This is a genomic window from Pseudomonas purpurea (genome assembly GCF_039908635.1).
Taxonomy (GTDB): domain Bacteria; phylum Pseudomonadota; class Gammaproteobacteria; order Pseudomonadales; family Pseudomonadaceae; genus Aquipseudomonas; species Aquipseudomonas purpurea.
In genome coordinates this window covers 241,857-264,049 of sequence record NZ_CP150918.1, presented here as the reverse complement: position 1 = coordinate 264,049, position 22,193 = coordinate 241,857, and the positions used below count along the sequence as shown (strand labels likewise).

Sequence of the window (22,193 nt, the reverse complement as noted above, 5' to 3'; positions counted from 1 at the left end):
CTGAGCTCAGCGATTCATCTCTTACGCCACTAAACTTAACTTGCGTCGCACTTGTAACTCCGGCCTTAAAAGTTCGGCCTCAAACATCTCCTTGAAAGACAAGGAATTATCACCCAAGGCATCACTGAGCTTTGAAAACATACCCAGCAAGCCTCTTTTCACTTCAGTTGACAGCTCTGGAAATGCTTTAACCCCATTGCGGGGATCCATAGACAATTTGCTCGCCCTGCTATAGTCATCTCTACCGCCCCCAACTGTTTCAAAAGTATTTGAAACGCTTAAAGTCTTTCCCTGATTCAACGACCTTGACATTCCAACTACTGCAGACACCCCTCGATATCCTTCCACTGAAAGTGATGGAAGATTTCGAACATCATTTAATGTAAATCCTACTGCTAAAGACTCGTCCCTCAAAAAAACCTTTACCATTTGCTCATGTGAGGTCAGTTGTCCACTGACCTGGCTATTATGCTCTATTGGAGCTCTTCCGTCGTGGACAGAGCCCTCATAAGGGGATTGCCATTCAGGCATGCCTATTCGCGAATCCACACTCAAAGGATAAATATCAACCACGCCACCAAGGTCATTATCAGCCACGCCATCAGGATCATCCTCAGTCGGAAACGGTATAACACTTACTATCCCAGAAAAACTATTACCCGGTCGCGACCGTTCAAGATAATAAGCAAGATGAGTGCCTGGGCGCATTTCTGGGATTTCATAGTTCACAACAACCTTGGACTGAGTCAGTTCATCGGAACCGGACCACACCTTCGAAAAATGCAAAACAACTGTACCTTCGGAGTCAAAAAATACGACAGGGCTATTCTTGAAAGATCGATAAATATTTAGCCCATCGAAAACTCCAAGAGGATCCGCACTCACCCACCGCTGCAACCACGGCGCGTAATACCGATACCCGTAGTAATACAACCCCGTCGCATCCCGCTCTTTCCCCGAATACCGAATGCTCTTGTACTTCGCCACCAAGGCACTTTTACCCGCCCAACACGCCGTGCCCCCGAAGGCGTAATAGTGTTCCTGCGTCAGCACACCGGCCTGATCATCCAGCTCCAGAGTGCTGGACCCCAGATGATCACTCAGGCTGTAGCGCCGTTGATTGTTGTCGATGCCCTGCGGTGCAGACGTGGGCCAATGCAACACCCGCACGCTGCTGCGACCGGCTTCCAGGCTGATGACATGGTGTTCTTCACCGTCGGCATCCCGGTGAATTTCCAGCCCCGGTAGATAACGCACTTCGGCTTGCAGGGTTCGGGCGCCGGTTTGCGTCAGGGTGACTTTGCGCAGGCGATGGCCGGGGCGGTCGTAGACGTAACGTTCGTCATCATCGGGGCCGTCATCACGCTGGACCAAGGTCACCCGGCTCAACTGATTACGGGTGTCCCAACGCATCGCTTGTCCGCGTTGCAACGCCAGTTGATTGCCGTTGGCATCGAAGCCTTGGGCGATGTCGGCCTCCCCCGGCAAGCCGCCGTCGTCTCGTTGGCCGAGGCTGCGGTTACTGGCGCTGGCGGTGAACATCGAGAAGCCCGGAGCGTCGCTGTGGTGACGGGTGATCAGGTTGCCCGCCCGGTCATAGTCGAAGGTCTGGGTGTAAGTGCGCAGTTGGTTGGGGTCCAGTGGCGTCGGTACTAACCCCGGCAGCGCAGGCCCATGGCTCGGGGCGCTGACCTCCCAGCCTTTGGCTTCGACCAGTTGCGACAGACTGTCGTAGCGGTAGTGGCTGACCGGTTCGATGCGCTGGTTGTTGAAATGCCCGACGCTCCGGGAGCGGTCTTGCAACTCGACGATATTACCCACGGGGTCATAGGTGTAATTCAGATCCTGCAACGGCTTTTGCTGTGCCAGACCGGCCACCAACCTGATCAGGCGACCATCGTCGACGCCATACTCGGATGTGGTCACCACCCCGTTGCCAGCCGTTTCGCTGTCGATCTGGCCAAAGGCGTTGTAATGAATATTGCTGACCAGCACATGCGGCTCTTCGGCCGCTGCCTGTTTCAGCCAGACACCCTTGAGCTCTCCCGCGACGGTGTGGGAGAAGGTTCTGAGGTTGTGTTTTGCATCCGTCTGAACCCGGATCTCACCCGTCGGGTTGTAGGTGTGCGTCGTGATGAACGACTGCGGTTCCAACAAGGCATCCCGAGCGTCGATTGCCAGCGGCCAGTCCGGCGTTTCCAGGTCCGAGAGTACCCGCCGATCTTCGCTCAGTGCCAAGCCATGGAGGCCATAATCGGCGAAGACTTGAGAACCGGCAGGGTCATCGTGGCGGATCACTTGCCCGCACTGGTTGTGTTCAGCGAACGCTTCATCCGAACTGCCATAGGTCAGTCGATCAACGATTCGCGCAGGTCCGTCACTGGCCTGCTCCGTGATCACCACCGGGCGCTGCAACCCGTCGTACTCGGTGTGACGCTGACTGCCGCGTCCGTCCCACCCCGACCGCGACTGGCCCGTCTCGCCCAGCAAGCTCAACTGCCAGCCGCCGTCGACACTGTCGGTCAGCAGCGCAGTGCCGGACAGCGTATGAGTGGTCGCCAGATTGGGCCTAGGCGCCATCTCCCACAACCGCGGATCCCACGAAGCAATCAAACGCCCCGCCGCATCGAAGCGCTGCCGGGTAATCCGCGCATCCATGGCTTGCTCGACACGCTGACGGCAGTACCCCACGCTGCGGATCGCCAGCCCACGAGGGTCCGTGACCGACAACGTCGGTGTGGCGGTGTGGTGAGAAACCTGGACGGTCATCGCGCTCCCTCGCTCGCTTGAACCTTGCGCAGAGTGAGCGCTTTTTCGTCTGGCCGATACTGTAAGAAGTAACAGGTGCGACAGAGGATCAAGAATGCGTAGTTACCGGGAGCCGATGGCGGTTTCACCATCACCCTGGTGGCGGTGATTCAGTTGGGTGGTGATCGGTTGGCGCGGGGGTCGAATAAGCGCTGACTACCGCCCCTCAACGCCCAGCAAAACAGGATCGGAATATTGAAGGCCGCGTGCTTCTTGCCGGAGGGAGTGGCTGTTCGGCTCTGGCGGCACTCGCGGTGGGTCGCATGGGTTCTGCCAATCGTTCGGCCCGTTTCGACTCGGCCTCGTTTCTATAGATCTGCTCGGCCGTCAGGCCTGTCGCATCCATTTTGAAGATGACATTCATACCTTCGTTACTGCCCCAACGCTCTTTAGCGGCGTCCCACACACCCTGTTCTTTCAGGTACCCGATCAAACCTGGGAAATCATGCTTGAACGCATTTACAAGGCGTGAGTATTCCTCGGGCGAGGCAATGTTTGATCGAAGAGTTGATTCAAATGACGCGCTCTCGGGTACTGGGACGTAACTGACCGACTGCTGTCCTGGAGCGAACTCACGAATCATCGACGCTACGTCGATAGAGGATTCGGGTTTGTAGTGTCCAGAATGATTGTCGATGATGAACTTTGATGAATCATGCTGATCGACTTTCAAACGCCCGGCGAACTCTGGCAGCCCCATGTCGGGCTGCATGCCCATGTGCTGAAAGTACATATTGGCAAACAGACGAAGCTTACTGTTTTGATCGCGAAAAAGGGCAATCGCATGCCCGAACGGGGACGGGTACCACTCAGGATTTTCGCCCTCGAACACCTTCATTCCTCGACCAAAAACTGACCCGGCACTCACGAAGGTACTCCTCTTGTTGTCCCAGACCAGCTCCTCGAACCATCCCGTGCCAATAGTTTTGGCGACAGGATTGACGATATCGGCAATAAAAATATCCAGCGGGATCTTTAAAGTGCCTTGCCCGTCGTAGTAATTGAGTGGGTTGTTTCCCACCATTTGATAAAGATTCGGACCGTCTACGTTCCCCGCCGGATCCGGACTCACCCACCGCTGCAACCAAGGCGCGTAATACCGATACCCATAATAATAAAGCCCCGTCGCATCCCGCTCTTTACCCGAATAACGAATAGTCCTGTAGGTGGCCTCGGTAGCATTTTTCCCCACCCACCACGCCGTCCCGCCAAACGGGTAATAACTTTCCTGACTCAGCACCCCGGCGTCTTCATCCAGTTCCAGGCTGCTTGAGCCGAGGTGATCGCGGAAGTTGAAGCGCACCAGGTTGTTGCTGAGCCCTTTGGGTCGTTCTCCCGGCCAATGCAACACTCGCACACTACTGCGTCCAGCCTCGACGCTGATGACGTGGCGTTCCTCGTCGTTGGCCGTGTTGCAATACACTTCCAGTCCCGGCAGATAACGAACTTCACCCAGCAATGTACGACTGCGTGTCTGTGTAAGCCTGACTTTGCGCAGACGATGGCCAGGGCGGTCATAGGCATATTGCTCGACGTCAGGCGGCCCATCGCCACGCGCCACCAGCGTCACTTCACGCAACTGATTACGCGCGTCCCAATTCATTGCCTGGCCGCGCAGAAGCTGCCGCTGATTGCCGCATGCATCGAAGCCGTTGAAGATTTCTTGCTCATCGGGCAACGAACCGTCCTCATGCCGGGCAAGGCTGCGGTTACTGTTGCTTGAGGTAAACATGGCGAAGGTGTGCGTGCCACTGTGGTGCCGGCCCTGTAGATTTCCGGCCCGGTCATAGTCGAACGTCTGGGAGTAGCGGCGCAGTTGATCAGGGTCCAGCGGCGACGGCTGCATCACTGGCAACGCAGGGCCATAGCTCGGTGTGTTGACTTCCCGTCCACTGGCTTCGACCAGTTGATAGAGGCTGTCATAGTGGAAGCTGCTGACCGGCTCGATTTCTTGATTCTTGAAGTACCGAACGGATTGAGCGCGGTCTTCGATACGGCGAATGTTGCCGACAGGGTCGTAGTCATAGTAGAGGTCTTGAAACGGTTTACCGACAGGGTCGCAGAGCCGCAGTCGGGTCAGTCGCCCATCGTCGGAGGCGTATTGAACGAAGGTCTTCACACCGTTGCCAGCGACTTCACTTTCAACCTGACCGAAAACGTTGTAACGAATGTTGCTGAGCAACAACCTGGGCGACGCTGAAGAGTCTGCGAGTTGCAGTCGAACTGTCTTCAGGTGTCCCGCCAGCGTATGGGTAAATACCCGGGTGTTGTCCATTGCATCCGTCTGCCGCTGCACCTCCCCTGATGCGGTGTAAACCTGAGTGCTGATGTAGCAGCGTTTTTCCAGCAATGCGTCACGCGCATTGCTATCGGGCAACCAGTCGGGTCGATCCAGGCTGAGCAAAAATTGCCGTTGCTCCGAGAGCGTTTGACCGTTAATTGCGTACTCGGGAAACCGCTGAGTACCTGCCGGGTCATCATGGCGAGTCAACTGACCACACTGGTTGTGAACAGCATTCTGCTCACTGGCGTCTGCGTAAGTGAGGCGCTCAACCACACAAGGTCGCTCCTCGACCGTCCACTCTTTGACTTCAGTCGGTCGCACTTGTCCATCGAACCGGATGTGACGCTGACTGCCTCGGCTATTCCATACAGAGCATACCGAACCGGTTTCATCCGCCAGGCTCAATTGCCAACCCGCATCGACGCTGTCGGTCAAAAGGCTCTTGCCTGTCAAGCCGTAGGCGGTCGCCAGATTCGGCCTGGGCGCCATCCCCCACAACCGCGGATCCCACGAAGCAATCAAACGCCCCGCCGCATCGAAGCGCTGCCGGGTAATCCGCGCATCCATGGCTTGCTCGACACGCTGACGGCAGTACCCCACGCTGCGGATCGCCAGCCCACGAGGGTCCGTGACCGACAACGTCGGTGTGGCGGTGTGGTGAGAAACCTGGACGGTCATCGCGCTCCCTCACTCGCTTGAACCTTGCGCAGAGTGAGCGCTTTTTCGTCGGGCCGATACTGTTAGAAGTAACAGGTACGACGGTTAATCAACGGCGCAAAAGCGCCTATAGTCGGCCCATCTCCCTTGCCTGCGCAGCCGATCATGAAACACACCGCCGACGACCTCGAACAGATCACCACAACCACGCTGGGCCACTACAACCAAGTGGCCGAAGATTTCCGCGAAGGCACCCGCGATCATGACGTCAGCCAGAACATCGACGCGCTGTTGCGGCATATTCAGGGCTCACCGCCCTTCACCGTGCTCGATTTTGGCTGCGGCCCCGGCCGCGACCTGCAAACCTTCACCCGCATGGGCCACACCGCCATCGGCCTCGATGGCTCGGAACGGTTTGCCCAAATGGCCCGCGAGGACAGCGGTTGTGAAGTCTGGCAGCAGGACTTCCTCAAGCTCGATTTGCCGGCCGAACGCTTCGACGGAATCTTCGCCAACGCGGTGTTGTTTCATGTTCCTGCTCAGGAATTGCCTCGGGTGCTGAAGCAGTTGCACGGGGCATTGAAACCGGGCGGTGTGTTGTTCAGTTCAAATCCGCGTGGGGACAACCGTGAAGGCTGGAATGGCCCGCGCTTTGGGGCTTATCACGATCTGACAGCGTGGCAGGAACTGCTGACGGCCGCAGGGTTTGTCGAGTTGGAGCATTACTATCGACCGGCCGGGCTGCCGAGGGATCAGCAGCCTTGGTTGGCGAGTGTCTGGCGTAAGGGGTAGTGGGCTGGGTTGGTGGCGTCTGCACTAGCGCTTTCGCGAGCAAGCCCGCTCCCACATTTGATCTTCAGCGAACACAAAACATGTGTACGACACGATCCAGTGTGGGAGCGGGCTTGCTCGCGAAAAGAGCGCGAAGCGCTCGCCGTTACTGTGCGGTTTTCTTCGGCTCCTTGATCTTGTACCAGGCCACGTACAGCGCCGGCAGGAACAACAGCGTCAGCAAGGTGGCGACGACGATCCCGCCGATCATTGCGTAGGCCATCGGTCCCCAGAACACTTCGCGGGCGATGGGGATCATGCCCAGGCTGGCGGCCGCCGCCGTCAGCAGGATCGGCCGCCGTCGGTGCTCGGTGGCTTGCACCACCGCGTCCCACGGCGCGTAGCCGTCACGTTCGAAGGCATCGATCTGGGTCACCAGAATCACCGAGTTGCGGATGATGATGCCGATCAACGCCAGAATCCCGAGGATCGCCACAAACCCCATCGGCGTGCCTGTGGGAATCAGCGCCAGCACCACGCCGATCAGCCCCAGCGGCGCGACACTGGCCACCAGAAACATCTTCTGCACGCTGTGCAACTGGATCATCAGGAAGGTCGCCATCAAAAACAGCATCAACGGCACGACCTTGGCAATCGGCCCCTGGGCCTTGCCGCTTTCTTCCACCGTACCACCGGTGGCGACCTTGTAGCCCACCGGCAAACCGGCGGCAAACTGGTCGATGGCCGGTTTCAGCAGTTTCACCAGGTCGGTGGGTTGAATCTCGTCGCGCACCGCCGCTTTGATGGTGATGGTCGGTTTACGGTCGCGGCGCCAGACCAGCGGCTGCTCCAGTTCATAACGCACAGTGGCGAACGCCAGCAGCGGAATCGACGTGCCGCCGGGCGTCACGATTTGCAGGTTCTGCAGGGTCTCGGGCGTGCCGCGTTCGGCGTCCACGGCACGACCTACCACGTTGATCAGGTAGATATCGTCGTCGACCTGGGTCAGCGCCGAGCCGCTGACGATGCTGTTCATCAGGTTCGACACGTCCTCGGAGGACAACCCGAGTTGCCGCGCCTTGTCCTGGGCGATGTCGATGCGCAGGACTTTGCCCGGCTCGTTCCAGTCATAGATGATCTCGCCAATGTGGCTGTTCTTGTCCAGTTCGGCCGCCAGTGCAATGGCATGTTTGCGCACCTGGTCGATGTCTTTTCCGCTGACCCGGTACTGGATCGGCCGGCCGACGGGCGGGCCCATTTCCAGGGCCTGCACGTAGCTGCCGATGCCGACAAAGTCTTTGCGCAGCCGTTCGCGCAAGCGTTGGCTCAGCGCTGCGCGGGCCTTGAAGTCTTTACTGACGATCACCAGTTGCGCGTAGTAGGGGTTCTGCAACTGCTGGTCCAAAGGCAGGTAGAAACGGATTGCCCCCTCGCCGATGTAAGTGCTCCAGCGCACGATGTCCGGATCGTCCTTGAGCGTGGCTTCGAGGCGGTCGACGGCCTTGCGGGTCTCGTCCATCGAGGCGTTTTGCGGCAGGTTCAGGTCGACGAGGATTTCCGGACGGTCCGAGGACGGGAAGAACTGGTTCTGCACGAACTGCATGGAAAACACTGCGAGCACGAAGCACAGCAGCGTGATGCCGATGGCCCACCAGCGGTGGCGCAGGCACCACATCAACCCGCCATTGAAGGCTCGGCCGATGCGTCCGGGTTCGGCGTCATGGGGTTTCACATCGGCGCTGAGGATGTGCACGCCGATCACCGGGGCGAACAGCACCGCGACGATCCACGACACCAGCATGGCCACGGCGATCACCGCAAACAGGGTGAAGGTGTATTCACCCGCCGAGCTGGCGTTCAGGCCAATCGGCACAAAACCGGCCACGGTCACCAGGGTCCCGGTGAGCATCGGGAACGCAGTGGAGGTGTAGGCGAAGGTTGCCGCCTGCTCCTTGGTTTCGCCCATTTCCAGGCGTGTGACCATCATCTCCACGGTGATCATCGCGTCATCCACCAGCAGGCCGAGGGCGATAATCAACGCACCGAGGGAAATCCGCTGCATGGTGATGCCGCTGTATTCCATGAAGATGAAAACCATCGCCAACACCAGCGGAATCGAGCACGCCACCACCAGCCCGGCGCGCACGCCCAGGCTGATGAAGCTGACCACCAGCACAATGATCACCGCCTCGAACAAGGCACTGGTGAAGCCGCCGACCGCCTCTTCGACCACTTCAGACTGGTCCGAGACTTTATGCACCCCCACGCCCACCGGCAGGTTGGCGGTGAGTTCATCCATGCGTTGATGCAGCGCGTTACCAAACGCCTGAATGTTGCCGCCCTTCTTCATCGCGATTGCCAGGCCGATGGCCGGCTGACCATTGAAGCGAAACATCGGGGACGCCGGGTCGACGTAGCCACGGCTGATCTCGGCAATGTCCGCCAGCCGATAGAACCGGTCGTTGAGCCGCAGGTTGACGTCGGCCAGGTCTTTTTCCGAAGCGAATTGCCCCGAGGTGCGCACGGAAATGCGCTCCGGCCCGGCCTCGATCACCCCGGCCGGCGTCACCGCGTTCTGGGTTTGCAGGCTTTGCACCACCTGACGCTGGTCGATGCCCAGCGCCGCGAGTTTGCGGGTCGAGAAGTTCAGGTACAGCACTTCGTTCTGCTGACCGACCATTTCGATCTTGCCCAGCCCCGGCACATCCCGGATCTCGGCGCGGGCCTGTTCGACGTAATCGCGCAACTGGCGCATCGACAGGCCATCGGCGGTGAAGGCGTAGATCGAGCCGTACACGTCACCGAACTCATCGTTGAACGCCGGCCCCTGCAAGCCCTGGGGGAAGGTGCCGCGAATGTCGTTGATCTTCTTGCGCACCTGATACCAGATTTCCGGAATGTCCTTGGCACTGGTGGTGTCGCGCAGGTACACGAACACCGTCGATTCGCCGGGGCGGGTGTAGCTTTTCACGTAGTCGAGGGAGTCCAGCTCTTCGAGTTTTTTCTCGATGCGGTCGGTGACCTGCTTGAGGGTTTCTTCCTGGGTCGCGCCCGGCCAACGGGTCTGGATGACCATGGTCTTGATGGTGAAGGACGGGTCTTCTTCGCGCCCCAGGTTCAGGTACGAAAACACCCCCATCAGCAGTGCGACGAACATCAGGTACCACACGAACGACTGATGCTTGAGAGCCCATTCGGATAGGTTGAAAGGCCCTTTCATCGTGGACTGTCCTCGTCGATTTTGATTTTCTGCCCCGGTTTGAGGCTGTTCACGCCAGCACTGACCACCCGCTCGCCGGGTTTGACGCCGCTGGCGAGGGTCACGCTGTCGGCGCCTCGGCTGAGCAATGTGACCTCCCGTGGGGAAACGGTTTGGGTGGCCGTGTCGATGACCCAGATCCGTGTTTTGCCATCGACCTCTTGCAGGGCACCGAGGGGCAACTCGATGCGCGGCTCGATGGCTGAACTCAAGGTCACGCTGATTGCGGTGCCGAGCCGAAAGCCTGGCGGCGTCTCGGCCAGGGTCAGCCGCGCGCGGCGGGTCCGGGTGGCGCTTTGCGCCTGGGGTTCGATTTCGCGCACGGTGGCGGTGGTGTGAATGTCCGGGTCGAGTTGCGCCGCGACCAGAAACACCACGTCGGCCGGCAACCGTTCGGCGAGGTTGGCCGGCAGGTCGATCACTGCTTCCTTGATGTCCGGCCGCGCCAGCGTCACCACTTGTTGCCCGGCGCTGACCGTTTGCCCGGCCTCGGCGTTCCAGGCCGTGACCACCGCGGCATGGTCGGTGTGCAGTTGGCTGTAATTGAGCTGATCCTTGGCCTGATTGACCGCCGCTTTGGCCTGGTCCAGTGACGCCTGGGTGGTTTTCAGGTCGGTCTGGGCGATGTCCAGTTGTGCCTGGGCGCCCACGCCACGGTTGAACAGTTCCTGCTGACGCCGGGCATTGGCCTGGGCGTTGATCCACTGCGCCTCGACCCGCGCCAGGTCGCCCTGGCTGGCCCGCAACTGGTTCTGTTGATCGGTCGGGTCGAGGGTGGCCAGCAACGCGCCCTTCTCGACCTCACTCCCGACATCGACGTTGCGACTGGCAATGCGCCCCGGCACGCGGAAACCGACGTTGGTTTCATAACGCGCCTGAATGCTCCCGGCAAACCGCCCCAGCGCCTGTTGGTCGAGGGACTGGACTTCAATCGACAGCACCGGCCGGACCGGTTCCGGTGGCGGCTCCTTTTTCGAGCAGGCGCTCAGCAACAGGCCTGCAGTCAACCACAACAGGCGTTTCATGGCTGGTCTCCCGTGGGCCCTGCGTCGAGAGGCACGGCGATTTCCACTCGCGAGCCTGGGTGCAGCAACTGACCACCGGCGGTCACGACGTTTTCGCCGCCGCTCAGGCCGTCACTGATGATCACGTTGCCCGTCAGGTAGCGCGCCACCGTAACGCCCCGCAGCTGCGCCGTACCGTCGTCGCCGACCACCCAGACGGCCGGGGCGCTGAGGTCTTTGGTCAGCGCCGACCACGGCAGTTCCACCGCCGACTTGCCCGGCACCTTGGCCGTGGCGCTGACCACCGAGCCCAGTTGCATGCCCTGGGGCAGGTCGTTGAGGGTCACCTTGACCTGCACCGTGCCGGTTTGCGCGGAGACGGCCGGGGTGATTTCACGCACGGTGCCGGTGGTGTTGATGGCCGGGTTATCGACCAGGCTGACCACCAGCGAGCGGTCCGCGGGCGGTGCGATCAATAACGACTCATAGACATTGAACACGGCGTCACGCGCCCCGTCCCGGGCCAGGCTGAAAATCGGCTCCGTGGCCTGCACCACCTGGCCGACCTCGGCCTGACGTGCCGTAATCACCCCCGGCGCTTCGGCGATCAGCGCGGTGTAGCTCAATTGTTCGCGTGCGTTGGCCAGTTGCGCCTGGGCAGCGGTCAAGGCGCTTTGACTGCTGCGTAATGCGGCTTGGGCGGAATCGTACTCACTCTGGCTGGTGTAGCCCTTGGGCAAGAGTTTTTGCTGGCGCACAAACGCTGCGGCGGTCTGCGTGACCCGAGCCTGTTCGGCGACCACCTGGGCCTGCGCCGTGTCGACATTGATCTGCAAATCCTTGGGGTCCAGCCGGGCCAGTACCTGTTGGGCCGACACCCGGTCACCGACATCCACCAGGCGCTGGATGATCTTGCCGCCGACGCGAAACGACAACTCGGTCTGGACTCGTGCCTGGACGTCGCCGGTCAAGGTCACCGACGCCGCGAAATCGGCGGGGTTGACCGCTTGCACGAAGACTCGCGGGCGCTCTTTTTCGAGCGGTTTTTTATCGCCACACGCACCCAGCAGAGCCAACAGCCCCAGGCCGACGAACAGCTTTATTTCACGACCAGCCATGCAGGCTCCTTTGCGTCAGACCGTCACAAACGTGACTATGCGACTGAGAGCTTAGATCAGGGTTCCCTGTCTGCACGGGCCGTCCTTATACTGCCCACCGATCGTTCCCGCGCACGGCGAGGAGCGCCGCCATGGAACGCAATCCCACACGACCGGATCGGCGTGGGCACGACCCGAGAACGCCCCCATGCTCAAGACCCTCGCGGTGGCCAATTACCGTTCGATCAACAAACTGGTGATCCCGCTGGAGCGGCTGAACCTGATTACCGGCCCTAACGGCAGCGGCAAATCCAACCTCTACCGGGCGCTGCGTTTGCTGGCGGAAACTGCCCAGGGCGGCGTGGTCAATGCGCTCGCACGCGAGGGTGGCCTGGATTCGACGTTCTGGGCCGGCCCGGAAACAATCAGCCGGCGCATGCGCAATGGCGAGGTGGCGGTCGAGGCGTCGGTCCGCCATTCCCCGAAACGCCTGCGCCTGGGTTTTGCCGGTGAAGACTTCAGCTACTCGATTGCCCTCGGCCTGCCGGAACCGAGCGAGTCCGAGTTTTCCCTGGACCCGGAAATCAAGAAGGAATGCATCTGGTCCGGCCCGGTCTACCGGCCGGCCAGTTTGCTGGTGGACCGCGACGGGCCGATGATCCGCGCCCGCGAAGGTCGCGGCTGGGGCGTGCTGGCCCAGCACACGCCGAACTTCGACAGCCTGTTCGATCAGGTCGGCAACCTGCGCACGTCACCGGAAGTGCTGGAGCTGCGCGAGTTCATTCGCCGCTGGCGCTTCTACGATCACTTTCGCAGCGACGCCGATGCGCCGGTGCGCCAGCCGCAACTGGGCACCCGCACGCCAGTGTTGCACCACGATGGCCGGGACCTCGCGGCGGCGCTGCAAACCATCATCGAGATCGGCGACCCCGAGGCGTTACACACGGCCATCAGCGACGCGTTCCCCGGCGCACGGCTGAACATTGATCCGCTGCACGGTGGCCGGTTTGCCATCGAGTTTTATCAGGAAGGGTTGTTGCGGCCCCTGTCGGCGGCCGAACTGTCGGACGGAACCTTGCGCTATCTGCTGCTGGTCGCGGCGCTGCTGACACCCCGGCCGCCGACGCTGATGGTGCTCAACGAGCCGGAAACCAGCCTGCACCCGGATTTGTTACCGGCCCTGGCGCGCTTGATTATCCGCGCCTCCGGACAGTGCCAGGTGTGGGTGGTGTCCCACGCCCGACGGCTGATTTCGGCGTTGCAGCAAGACCCGGAGTGCAATTGCATCGTGCTGGAAAAAAACTTCGGCCAGACCGGGATTGTCGGGCAGCGGATGCTGGACGAGCCGGCGTGGCATTGGCCGGATTGAGCGTCGCACCCTCTGTGGCGAGGGAGCTTGCTCCCGCTCGGTTGCGCAGCAGCCGTAAACCTGGCAATGCGTTACAGACAAATCGCAAACGCAGGTTTCAGGGCCGCTACGCGCCCCAGCGCGAGCAAGCTCGCTCGCCACAGGTGGAATCAATCAGCAGCTTAGCCCTGCCACTTCCCGCCTTCAACGATCACGCTCTCAGGCTTGGTGTCGTCGCTCAGTTCTTTGCGCACGTACTGGTCGTACAGTTTGAGCAGGTATTTCTCTTCGCCCAATTTCGCCAGTTCGGTGTTCACCCAGTCGCGCAGTTCGAGGTTGCCCTTCTTCACGGCCGGCGCGATCGGTGCTTCAGCGCCCAGGGTTTGCGTCAGTACGCGGTAGCCCGGGTTCTGCTTGGCCCAGCTGAACAGGATCAGGTTGTCCTGCGCATAGGCATCGCCGCGACCACTGGACAGCGCTTGCAGCGACTCGGTGTTTTTCTCGAACTTGAGCAACTTCCAGTCCGGGTGGTTCTTGGTCAGCCAGATATCGGCCGTGGTGCCGGTGGTGACGATTGTGGTGCGGGTCGCCAGATCCTCCAGGCTCTTCACGGTGCTGGCCTCAGGGACCAGCGCCTGCACCGCAACCTTGAGGTTCGGATTGGTGAATTCCACCGCTTCCTTGCGCTCCGGAGTCACGGTCATGTTGGCCAGGATCAGGTCGACCTTGTCGCTTTGCAGGAATGGAATCCGGCTCGCCGGTTCCACCGCCACGAACTCGACCTTGTTCTCGTCACCCAACAGGTCCTTGGCAAACCGGCGACCAATGTCGGTATCAAAACCCACGTAGCGCCCGGCTTCGTCAACAAAGCCAAACGGCGGTTTGTCGGTGAACACGCCGACGATCAACTTGTCGCGTGCCTTGATTTTTTCCAGGTAGCTCGCCGCAGGCGCCGCGCTGGCGGTGGACGCCGCAGGCTTGGCGGGCTCTTCGGATTTGTTGCAACCGGCCAGCAACGCGAGGCCGACCAATGGGAGTAGCAGCAGTGAAGACTTGGCAGTTTTCATGAGGGTTCCAGTTCCTTGGCAAGAGTCTTTTTGGGCAGGGCTTCAACGAAGGAGAACTTCTCCAGGAACTGCTGCGCACGTGCGGTCTGCGGGTTCGTGAAGAACGTCTCGGGAGGGTTTTGCTCAAGGATGCGCCCGGCATCCATGAACACGATGCGGTCGGCCACGGCACGGGCGAAGGCCATTTCGTGGGTGACGATCAACAGCGTCATGCCATCGCGGGCCAGGCCCTGAATCACCTCCAGCACTTCCTTGACCATTTCCGGGTCCAGGGCGGCGGTGACTTCATCGAACAACATGACCTGCGGGTTCATGCACAACGACCGAATGATGGCGATGCGTTGTTGCTGGCCTCCGGAAAGCTGACGCGGAAAAGCATCGCGCTTGTCCGAAAGACCTACCCGTTCAAGCAAGGCTTCGGCTTGTTCGCGGGCTTCGCGCACCGGACGCTTTTGCACCTTGAGCGGACCGAGCAACAGGTTGTCGAGCACGCTCATGTGCGGGAACAGGTGGTAGCTCTGGAACACCATGCCGATCTGCTGGCGCACTTCGCGCCAGTCGGTGGTTTTGCCCAGCAACTCGCGGCCGGCGAAGTTCAAGCTGCCGCTGTGGGCGACTTCCAGGCCGTTGAGGCAGCGCAGCAAGGTGCTTTTGCCGCACCCGCTGGGGCCGAGGATGACGATCACCTCGCCGGCCTTCACGCTCAGGTCGATCCCGTCGAGAACCTGATGTTCACCGAAAAACTTGTTGAAACCCTTGAACTCGATCAATGCGCTCATGCTTGCGTCCAGCGCCGCTCCAGCACGCGTGAAGCGGCCGACAGCGGGTAGCAGATAAAGAAGAAAAACAGGAACAACGCGCCGTAGATCAGCACCGACTCGTAGGTGCGTTCGATGATCTGCTGGCCGACCTTGATCACGTCCACCACGCCGATCAGCACCGCCAGCGAACTGGTCTTGATGATCCGCGTGTAGACGTTGATGGTCGGCGGCGTCATGCGTTTCAGCGCCTGGGGGATCAGCACGTAACCGTAAAGCTGCGGGCCGGACAAACCAATCGACAGCCCCGCCTCGCGTTGCCCGTGCGGCAACGAATGCAGCGCGCCGCGCACCACTTCACCGACCTCGCTGGCGCCCCACAACGACAACACCAGCACCGCGCACCAGTAACTGGGAATGCTCAGACCGAAAAAGATCGGCAGGCCGAAAAACAGCAGATACAGCCAGACCAGCACCGGGATCGCCCGGAACAATTCCAGATAGACCCGCAGGATCGCGTTCAGCCATTTCGAATTCAGGGTTCGCAACACGCCGTAGAGCACGCCGCCAACGGTGCTGATGGCGATGCTCAAAAAGGAAATCGACAGGGTTTGCGCCGCGCCACGGCCTAGTTGAGGCAACGACACCCAGAGCAATTCAAGACCCGAACTGGCCATGCTGGAGCCTCCTTTCCAGGCGGCTGAGCAACAGCGACAGCGGCAAAAACAGCAGCACGCAAATCAGCGTCAACACGGCGAGCATTTCGTAGGTTTTGTAATACAGCGCGATGTAGCTCTTGGTGGTGTAGAGAATCTCCGGCACCGCCACCGCGGACACCACGGTGGTTTCCTTGAGCAGGAAAATGAAGTTGGCGAACAGCGACGGCAGGCTGAGGATCCCCGCTTGCGGCAGGATCACGTAGCGCAACAGCTGCCCGTTCGACAGACCGATGGAACGCCCCGACTCCAGTTGCGCCGCCGGCACCGCTTCGACGCCGGCCCGCAGCACTTCGGTGAGGTAGGCCCCACCCAGGAAGGTCATGGTGATGATCGCCGCCGTAAAACCGGAGACTTTGATGCCCAGCGCCGGCAAGGCGAAGTAGACGAAGAACAGCTGGATCAGCAGCGGCGTGTTGCGGGCCAGTTCAACGTAAAGCCCGACGAGACGTCGCAGGTAAGGGGTACGGAATACCAGGATGGTCGCGTTGATCAGGGCTACCAGCAACGAGGTGCCGATGGCGATCAGCCCGACCTGCAGTGTCACGCCCACGGCTTTGAGAAAAGCCGGAAGGGTGCTGAGGATGAAAGCGTAATCGAATGTCATTGAAGATCCTGAACGCCGCAGGGTAGGCGGCGGTGGTGCAGTCCATTGGGCTGTGGATAACAGCCCGGCAGGGGCAGACTTTAAAGGCATAAAAAGAATTTTTTAAATACCGATAAAGCATATTGATATCACGCAAAAAGCTAACCCACGGTTTGCGGTGTCTGCACAGGCCAGCTATTTTCCCTAACGCTGTAGGAGAGCTCTTTTTTTGCGTGCAGCTCTCCAAGGACACACAGCTTTTGGCCAGACTCCCCGGCCCCCCATCACAAGGACGATAAAAATGGCTGACGCGAAAGCACCCCAACGGCTGGACCCGCAGGACATCGTGAAATTACTGGTGGCGTTGCGCAGGGCGCTGAAGACCCGGGTGGCCTGAACCTCTAGGAGCAAGCACATCCCCTGTGGGAGCGGGCTTGCTCGCGAAGAGGTCGTGTCAGTTGCTATCAATGTTGGCTGACAGACCGCTTTCGTCGGGTCGCCGCCCGGAGCAAGCCCACTCCCACAGGGGTTTCGCGTCATTTTCCCCAAAGAGTGCAGCACACAAAAACGCCGACGCTAATACAAGCCGTCGGCGTTGAAACCTTGAAGGGGTTTAAAGCTGCGTCAGATCAGAACGCCGGCAGGACCGCGCCGTTGTACTTCTTGGCGATGAATGCTTTCACCTCCGGGCTGGTCAGGGCCTTGGCCAGTTTCTGGATCGCCACGCTGTCCTTGTTGTCCGGACGGGCCACCAGGAAGTTCACGTACGGCGAATCCGCACCTTCGATGACCAGCGCGTCCTTAGCCGGGTTCAAACCCGCTTCCAGCGCGTAGTTGGTGTTGATCATGTCCAGGTCGACCTGATCCAGCACACGCGGCAGCATGGCCGACTCCAGCTCCTTGAACTTGAAATTGTGCGGGTTCTTGGCGATGTCCTTTGGCGTGGCCAGGGCGTTTTTCGGGTCTTTCAACTCGATCAGGCCGGCCTTCTGCAACAGGATCAGCGCACGGCCGCTGTTGCTGCCTTCGTTTGGAATGGCAATGGTTGCGCCATCTTTCAATTCAGCCAGGGTTTTGACTTTCTTCGAGTAGCCACCGAACGGTTCGACATGCACGCCGATCACGGTCACAAGGTTCGTGCCTTTGCCGTCGTTGAAGCTTTTGAGGTACGGCAGGGTCTGGAAGTAGTTGGCGTCCAGACGCTTCTGATCGACCTGTACGTTCGGTTGCACGTAGTCGGTGAAGACTTTGATTTCCAGGTCCACGCCTTCTTTGGCGAGGGTGGGTTTGATCAGTTCGAGAATCTCGGCGTGGGGCACCGGCGTTGCCGCCACCACGAGTTTCTCCCCGGCCTGGGCCAGGCTTGCGGTCAGGGCAGCCGCCAATGCGGTGAACAACAGAACCTTTTTCATGCAGTGTCCTTATTTGTCGTTATCGACAACGGCTAAAAAGTGAAGTGCCAGTGAAGGGCTATCGCTGGTGTGAAGCGGACAATACCGAGATTTTTTATTCCCGAACAATATCTTTTATTCACTTTTATATTCCATTTAGTTCGCACACCAAAAAAGACACTTAACCCTGTGGCGAGGGAGCTTGCTCCCGTTCGATTGCACAGCAATCGCAATTCGATGAACGCGGCTTGCCTGACAGAAATTGGTTGCTGATTTTGGGGTCGCTTCGCAACCCAGCGGGAGCAAGCTCCCTCGCCACAGGGTTATAGGGCGACCAATAGATCTGTGAGCAGGCTTTTGAGGGATGAACGTTCAGCAGCCGTACCGTTTTTGCTGACTTGCGCGACCTGCCGCTTGATCTGCTCCAACGGTGAAAGAACCTGCGGCAGGTTCAAATGCTCCGGCAAAATCTCCTCGCCACTGCTCACCAGCAACGCAAAGTGAATGACATTTTCCAACTCGCGGGTATTGCCTGGCCAACTGTGCTGTTCCAGCACGTGCTGCGCCGCGTCGCTGATAAACGGCACTGGCAGGTCGAGGCGCTGGCTGTAGATACCGAGGAAGTACTCAGCCAATGACTGAATGTCGCCGACCCGCTCGCGCAATGCCGGCAACTCAAGCTGCCCTTCGCTGAGGTAGTGATACAGGCGCTCGTGGAATTTTCCGGCGGCCACGGCCTGGGCCAGGTCGATGCTGGTGGCGGCCACCAGGCGCACGTCCACCGGGCTTGGCTGCTGGGCGCCGACGCGGGTGACTTCGTGGTTTTCCAGGGCCGCGAGCAACTTGATCTGGATCGGCAACGGCAAGTCGCCGATTTCATCCAGGTACAGGGTTCCGCCGTTGGCCGAACCGAACCAGCCCGCGCGGCTGCTGGCCGCACCGCTGAAACTTCCGCCCGCGTAACCGAACAACTCGGCATCGGCGTAGGTCGGGCTGATCGCGCCGCAATTGACCGACACGAACAAACCGCCGCGATCGCTGCCGCGATGGATATGCCGCGCCAGCAGCTCTTTGCCGCTGCCGGTTTCACCGCGAATCAACACCGAAATCGAGCGTGGTGCCAGGTGTTCCAGTTCCTGGCGCAACTGTCGCGAGCGCGGGTCGACGAACACCAGTGCCTTGGCGCGAATGCTCAGCGGGCTTTTTTCAGCGTCGGGAAAGGTCAGCAATGGCTGACCGAAAGACTCATGCAGACTCATGGCAGACTCCCGCCCAAAACCGCCGGGAGACGGGGGCGATTAGAAAAATAAAAGGCTCAAGCGCGGCGCAAGGCGTGATGTTCCATGCGGTTTTGCAGCCGGTAAAGGTAGGCGAAACCCTGCTCCCAGCGATGGTGGCCGGACTTCACATTGATGTGCCCGGCGCCCGCCAGGATTCCCGCTTCGGCACCCCAGTTGCGGGCCAGTTCCAGGGCACGCGGCGCGCTGACGGCGGCGTCGTTGTCGGCGCTCACGACCTGGCTCGGGAACGGCAGCAAGTGCGTCGGGATCGGTGCGAAGTTGCGCAAGGCCGGCACGCAGGCCGGGCGCTCGACGTCGGCCGGCGCGACCAGCAAGGCCCCGCGTACCTGACGCAATGCCTGCACCGGCGCGGTGGCCGCCCAATGGGCCACGGTGATGCAACCCAGGCTATGGGCGATCAGGATCACCGGCGTGCTGTCGGCGGCAATGGCCTCGGCCAGCGCCGCCACCCAATCTTCACGGCGCGGCGTCAGCCAGTCGGCCTGCTCCACACGCGCGCTGTTGGGCAGACTGCTCTGCCAATGGCTTTGCCAATGATCTTCTGGCGATCCTTGCCAGCCCGGCACAATCAGGTAGCGAATTGATTCGTTGCGCATGGGGAGCTCTCCTGTGCGTGTCTGTTCCTGATCGAGTATAGGGACGAGAGTTATATTCGTTAAGGAATAAGAAGCTATTTATTAAGACCACAATAGAATATATAGAGGCTCAATGTGGGAGCGGGCTTGCTCGCGAAGGGGCCCTGACATTCAACATTGATGTCGACTGGTACTCCGCTTTCGCGAGCAAGCTCGCTCCCACAAAGGATTCGGTGTTCCTTCGAAACAAAAAAAGGGCCGCACCCTGCCAAGGAGACGGCCCCGGAAAACTTGAAAACGGTTAACGCGCCGTGATCACCGACAGCTTGGTGATTCCCGCTCGCTCGATGGACGCCATGGCCCGCGCCACTTCGCCGTAGTTCACCCCGTCGTCGGCCTGCAATTGCACGCGCACCTGCGGGTCCTTGGTCTTGGCGGCCTGCAGGTTGAATTCGAGCAATTCGGGCTGGATTTCGTCCTTGTTGATAAACAGCTTGCCCGCACCGTCGATACTCACCACCAGCGGGTCTTTCTGCTCAACCGGCGCGACCGCTTCGGTCTTCGGCAGGTTGATCGGAATCGCGTTGGTCAGCAGTGGCGCCGTCACGATGAACACCACCAGCAACACCAGCATCACGTCCACCAGCGGCGTGACGTTGATCTCGCTCAGCACCTCGTCACTGTCTTGCGTGGAGAAGGCCATATCAGGACGCCTCCTTCACTTTTTGCGGGCTGCCCTGGGCCGCCGCTTTATGCGCAGTCGGGTGGATCAGCACCCGGAACGAGCTCTTCTGCGCCAGGCTGTAGAAGTCATGGGCGAAGTCATCGAGGTCGGCGGCGGTCAGCTTCAAGCGCCGCAGGAAATAGTTGTAAACCAGCACGGCCGGCACCGCGACCGCGATCCCCACGCCCGTCGCCACCAGCGCGGCACCAATCGGCCCGGCCACGGTTTCCAGGCTCGCGGAGCCTGCGGCGCTGATGCCTTTCAAGGCTTCCATGATTCCCCACACAGTGCCGAACAAACCAATGAACGGCGAGGTGCTGCCGATACTGGCGACCACCGCCAGGCCAGTTTCCAGCGAGCGCCGTTCCCGCACGATCTGCTGGCGCAAGGCGCGCTCCAGGCGGTCCTGATGATTGATCGCCTGGCTCAGGTCCGTCGCATGCGGCGCTTCGCCGACCTGGATCGCGGCATAACCGGCCTGTGCCACGCGGGCCGCCGCGCCGGGTTGGGTTTCACTCAAATCAGCCGCCGAATCGAGACTGGAGGCCGCCCAGAACTGTTTGTGGAATTTGCGATCCTGGGCTTTCAAGCGCGCGAACTGCACACCCTTGAGCAACGCCAGGCCCCAGGTGGCGACGGAAAAAACCACCAACAGCCAGATCACCGCGCCTTCGATGGATTCAAGTGGAGATGCCAGTAACGTCATGATGTGTTCCCTCTGTGTAAGCGTTTAGCGCGAAAAGGTTTCGGTTCAATGAATCTTGAAATCGATGGGCACGCTGACCCAGCCGTCCTGGGCGACATCACCCTGCTTGGCCGGCACGAAACTCCAACGTTTCACGGCGGTTAAGGCCGCGTCGTCGAGCTGCTGGCGACCACTGCTTTTCTGAATCTGGATCTCTCCCGGTTTGCCGCTGGCCAACACCTGAACCCGCAACAACACCGTGCCTTCCCAACCGCGCCGCTGTGCCAGCGACGGATATTCCGGCGCCGGGTTTTTCAGGTACGCCGCGTTGGCCGATGCCGGAGTGACTGGCGCGGGCGCCGGCGGCGCAACGGGTGCCGGCGCGGCCACGGGCGCGGCGGGTTGCGGCGTCGCGGGCGGTTGTTCAACCGCTTTCGGCGCCGGTATCGGGGCCTGCTTGATCACCGGTTTTGGCCTGGGTTTGGGCGGTGGCTTGGCCGCCAATTCATCCACCACGGGCGGCGGTGGCTCGACCACGGGTGGCGCTGGTTGCGGGGGTGGCGGCTCGACCACTGGCGGCGCCGGGCGTGAAAATTCGATGGTCATCGGCGGGGTCTCCGGCGGCACGACGGGCAGCGCCGGTGTCGGTTGCTGATTGACCCAGTAAATCACCGCGCCATGCACCAGCAACGCCAGCACCCCCAGCAGAATCCCTTCGCGTCGGCTGAGGATGCCCTTGGGCGTGCGCTGCAACCGCAACTGACCCAATGGCACCCGATGGGGGCGGCCGAGATCGACCAACTCGCCACTCGGCGCCTGCCGCCATAGCACTTCATGTGCGCTGGCGGCGGTCTGGACATTGCCCATTGATTGACTCCCTACGGTCTTCTTCAATAAATCGATCCGCCGACGCCTGAATCCCCCACGCGGCCGTCTCGATGGATGAATCATTGGGCCAGACGCTTATCTCCGAAAGTAACATTTACAGTTATGAATAGATCCAAAACGCATAATAAGATCCACCGCTGTCTGCCAGCCCCCGGAATCAAAGGGCTGTAGAGGATCACGGCAAATGCCATGCTTTTCAGGCATTAAAAATATTCAGGGAAGGCATGAGCTTTGAGAAGTAAAGCGCGCATCGCACAATAAGAAGCAAGGAACC

General features: G+C 60.2%; 17 protein-coding genes. 2 read left to right on the top strand and 15 right to left on the bottom strand.

The window, feature by feature from the left end:
* Window positions 1-21 precede the first annotated feature (21 nt).
* Together AABM54_RS01180 and AABM54_RS01175 are read right to left on the bottom strand one after the other, a co-directional pair.
* Window positions 22-2,769, bottom strand: coding sequence for an RHS repeat-associated core domain-containing protein (locus AABM54_RS01180; protein ID WP_347903197.1), 2,748 nt, complete (start codon window positions 2,767-2,769; stop codon window positions 22-24).
* Window positions 2,770-2,974: 205 nt separating this feature from the next.
* Window positions 2,975-5,770, bottom strand: coding sequence for an RHS repeat-associated core domain-containing protein (locus AABM54_RS01175; protein WP_347903196.1), 2,796 nt, complete (start codon window positions 5,768-5,770; stop codon window positions 2,975-2,977).
* A 144-nt stretch (window positions 5,771-5,914) separates the two neighbouring features.
* On the opposite strand from AABM54_RS01175, the gene AABM54_RS01170 reads away from it, so the two are divergent.
* Window positions 5,915-6,541: a class I SAM-dependent methyltransferase gene (locus AABM54_RS01170; RefSeq protein ID WP_347903195.1), complete on the top strand. Its 627-nt coding sequence runs from the start codon at window positions 5,915-5,917 to the stop codon at window positions 6,539-6,541.
* 145 nt (window positions 6,542-6,686) lie between these two features.
* On the opposite strand, the gene AABM54_RS01165 is transcribed toward AABM54_RS01170, so the two are convergent.
* From AABM54_RS01165 to AABM54_RS01155, 3 genes are read right to left on the bottom strand one after another with little or no spacing between them, the layout of a single operon-like run.
* Window positions 6,687-9,740 (bottom strand): efflux RND transporter permease subunit, encoded by a 3,054-nt coding sequence (locus AABM54_RS01165; protein WP_347903194.1) that lies wholly within the window; start codon window positions 9,738-9,740, stop codon window positions 6,687-6,689.
* Entirely contained in the window at window positions 9,737-10,804 is a 1,068-nt protein-coding gene (locus tag AABM54_RS01160) for an efflux RND transporter periplasmic adaptor subunit (protein WP_347903192.1), read from the bottom strand. Before AABM54_RS01160 ends, AABM54_RS01165 begins: the two co-directional genes overlap by 4 nt.
* Window positions 10,801-11,901 (bottom strand): efflux RND transporter periplasmic adaptor subunit, encoded by a 1,101-nt coding sequence (locus AABM54_RS01155; RefSeq protein WP_347903191.1) that lies wholly within the window; start codon window positions 11,899-11,901, stop codon window positions 10,801-10,803. The genes AABM54_RS01160 and AABM54_RS01155 overlap by 4 nt, the downstream gene beginning before the upstream one ends.
* A gap of 187 nt (window positions 11,902-12,088) precedes the next feature.
* Between AABM54_RS01155 and AABM54_RS01150 the strand changes: the two genes are divergently transcribed.
* On the top strand, window positions 12,089-13,249 hold the full coding sequence (locus AABM54_RS01150; protein ID WP_347903189.1) for an AAA family ATPase: 1,161 nt from the start codon (window positions 12,089-12,091) through the stop codon (window positions 13,247-13,249).
* 161 nt (window positions 13,250-13,410) lie between these two features.
* Here AABM54_RS01150 and AABM54_RS01145 read toward each other — a convergent pair whose 3' ends face one another.
* From AABM54_RS01145 to AABM54_RS01100, 10 genes are all read right to left on the bottom strand, one after another.
* Window positions 13,411-14,295, bottom strand: a complete 885-nt coding sequence (locus AABM54_RS01145; RefSeq protein ID WP_347903187.1) for a transporter substrate-binding domain-containing protein — start codon at window positions 14,293-14,295, stop codon at window positions 13,411-13,413.
* Window positions 14,292-15,074 (bottom strand): amino acid ABC transporter ATP-binding protein, encoded by a 783-nt coding sequence (locus AABM54_RS01140; protein ID WP_347903185.1) that lies wholly within the window; start codon window positions 15,072-15,074, stop codon window positions 14,292-14,294. Before AABM54_RS01140 ends, AABM54_RS01145 begins: the two co-directional genes overlap by 4 nt.
* A complete protein-coding gene (locus AABM54_RS01135) occupies window positions 15,071-15,730 on the bottom strand; it encodes an amino acid ABC transporter permease (protein ID WP_347903184.1) in 660 nt (219 codons plus the stop codon). The genes AABM54_RS01140 and AABM54_RS01135 overlap by 4 nt, the downstream gene beginning before the upstream one ends.
* Window positions 15,711-16,376 carry an amino acid ABC transporter permease gene (locus tag AABM54_RS01130; protein ID WP_347903183.1) on the bottom strand — a complete coding sequence of 222 codons (666 nt, stop codon included), beginning with the start codon at window positions 16,374-16,376 and terminating at the stop codon, window positions 15,711-15,713. The genes AABM54_RS01135 and AABM54_RS01130 overlap by 20 nt, the downstream gene beginning before the upstream one ends.
* A 608-nt stretch (window positions 16,377-16,984) precedes the next feature.
* Complete coding sequence (locus tag AABM54_RS01125; RefSeq protein WP_347903181.1) at window positions 16,985-17,767, bottom strand: MetQ/NlpA family ABC transporter substrate-binding protein; 783 nt, start codon at window positions 17,765-17,767, stop codon at window positions 16,985-16,987.
* 302 nt (window positions 17,768-18,069) lie between these two features.
* Window positions 18,070-19,005: a sigma 54-interacting transcriptional regulator gene (locus AABM54_RS01120; protein WP_347903180.1), complete on the bottom strand. Its 936-nt coding sequence runs from the start codon at window positions 19,003-19,005 to the stop codon at window positions 18,070-18,072.
* A gap of 56 nt (window positions 19,006-19,061) precedes the next feature.
* The gene (locus AABM54_RS01115; RefSeq protein ID WP_347903179.1) at window positions 19,062-19,643 is read right to left on the bottom strand and encodes an alpha/beta hydrolase; all 582 of its coding nucleotides are present in this window, start codon (window positions 19,641-19,643) and stop codon (window positions 19,062-19,064) included.
* Between the two features lie 280 nt (window positions 19,644-19,923).
* The gene (locus tag AABM54_RS01110) at window positions 19,924-20,325 is read right to left on the bottom strand and encodes a biopolymer transporter ExbD (RefSeq protein WP_347903178.1); all 402 of its coding nucleotides are present in this window, start codon (window positions 20,323-20,325) and stop codon (window positions 19,924-19,926) included.
* 1 nt (window position 20,326) lies between these two features.
* Window positions 20,327-21,052 (bottom strand): MotA/TolQ/ExbB proton channel family protein, encoded by a 726-nt coding sequence (locus tag AABM54_RS01105; protein WP_347903177.1) that lies wholly within the window; start codon window positions 21,050-21,052, stop codon window positions 20,327-20,329.
* Between the two features lie 45 nt (window positions 21,053-21,097).
* Window positions 21,098-21,898 (bottom strand): energy transducer TonB, encoded by an 801-nt coding sequence (locus tag AABM54_RS01100; RefSeq protein ID WP_347903176.1) that lies wholly within the window; start codon window positions 21,896-21,898, stop codon window positions 21,098-21,100.
* Window positions 21,899-22,193 lie beyond the last annotated feature (295 nt).

Excerpts from the sequence above, each read along its gene's own strand:
- AABM54_RS01180 (WP_347903197.1), bottom strand. The coding sequence starts at position 2,769 with ATGACCGTCCAGGTTTCTCACCACACCGCCACACCGACGTTGTCGGTC.
- AABM54_RS01175 (WP_347903196.1), bottom strand. The coding sequence starts at position 5,770 with ATGACCGTCCAGGTTTCTCACCACACCGCCACACCGACGTTGTCGGTC.
- AABM54_RS01170 (WP_347903195.1), top strand. The coding sequence starts at position 5,915 with ATGAAACACACCGCCGACGACCTCGAACAGATCACCACAACCACGCTG.
- AABM54_RS01165 (WP_347903194.1), bottom strand. The coding sequence starts at position 9,740 with ATGAAAGGGCCTTTCAACCTATCCGAATGGGCTCTCAAGCATCAGTCG.
- AABM54_RS01160 (WP_347903192.1), bottom strand. The coding sequence starts at position 10,804 with ATGAAACGCCTGTTGTGGTTGACTGCAGGCCTGTTGCTGAGCGCCTGC.
- AABM54_RS01155 (WP_347903191.1), bottom strand. The coding sequence starts at position 11,901 with ATGGCTGGTCGTGAAATAAAGCTGTTCGTCGGCCTGGGGCTGTTGGCT.
- AABM54_RS01150 (WP_347903189.1), top strand. The coding sequence starts at position 12,089 with ATGCTCAAGACCCTCGCGGTGGCCAATTACCGTTCGATCAACAAACTG.
- AABM54_RS01145 (WP_347903187.1), bottom strand. The coding sequence starts at position 14,295 with ATGAAAACTGCCAAGTCTTCACTGCTGCTACTCCCATTGGTCGGCCTC.
- AABM54_RS01140 (WP_347903185.1), bottom strand. The coding sequence starts at position 15,074 with ATGAGCGCATTGATCGAGTTCAAGGGTTTCAACAAGTTTTTCGGTGAA.
- AABM54_RS01135 (WP_347903184.1), bottom strand. The coding sequence starts at position 15,730 with ATGGCCAGTTCGGGTCTTGAATTGCTCTGGGTGTCGTTGCCTCAACTA.
- AABM54_RS01130 (WP_347903183.1), bottom strand. The coding sequence starts at position 16,376 with ATGACATTCGATTACGCTTTCATCCTCAGCACCCTTCCGGCTTTTCTC.
- AABM54_RS01125 (WP_347903181.1), bottom strand. The coding sequence starts at position 17,767 with ATGAAAAAGGTTCTGTTGTTCACCGCATTGGCGGCTGCCCTGACCGCA.
- AABM54_RS01120 (WP_347903180.1), bottom strand. The coding sequence starts at position 19,005 with ATGAGTCTGCATGAGTCTTTCGGTCAGCCATTGCTGACCTTTCCCGAC.
- AABM54_RS01115 (WP_347903179.1), bottom strand. The coding sequence starts at position 19,643 with ATGCGCAACGAATCAATTCGCTACCTGATTGTGCCGGGCTGGCAAGGA.
- AABM54_RS01110 (WP_347903178.1), bottom strand. The coding sequence starts at position 20,325 with ATGGCCTTCTCCACGCAAGACAGTGACGAGGTGCTGAGCGAGATCAAC.
- AABM54_RS01105 (WP_347903177.1), bottom strand. The coding sequence starts at position 21,052 with ATGACGTTACTGGCATCTCCACTTGAATCCATCGAAGGCGCGGTGATC.
- AABM54_RS01100 (WP_347903176.1), bottom strand. The coding sequence starts at position 21,898 with ATGGGCAATGTCCAGACCGCCGCCAGCGCACATGAAGTGCTATGGCGG.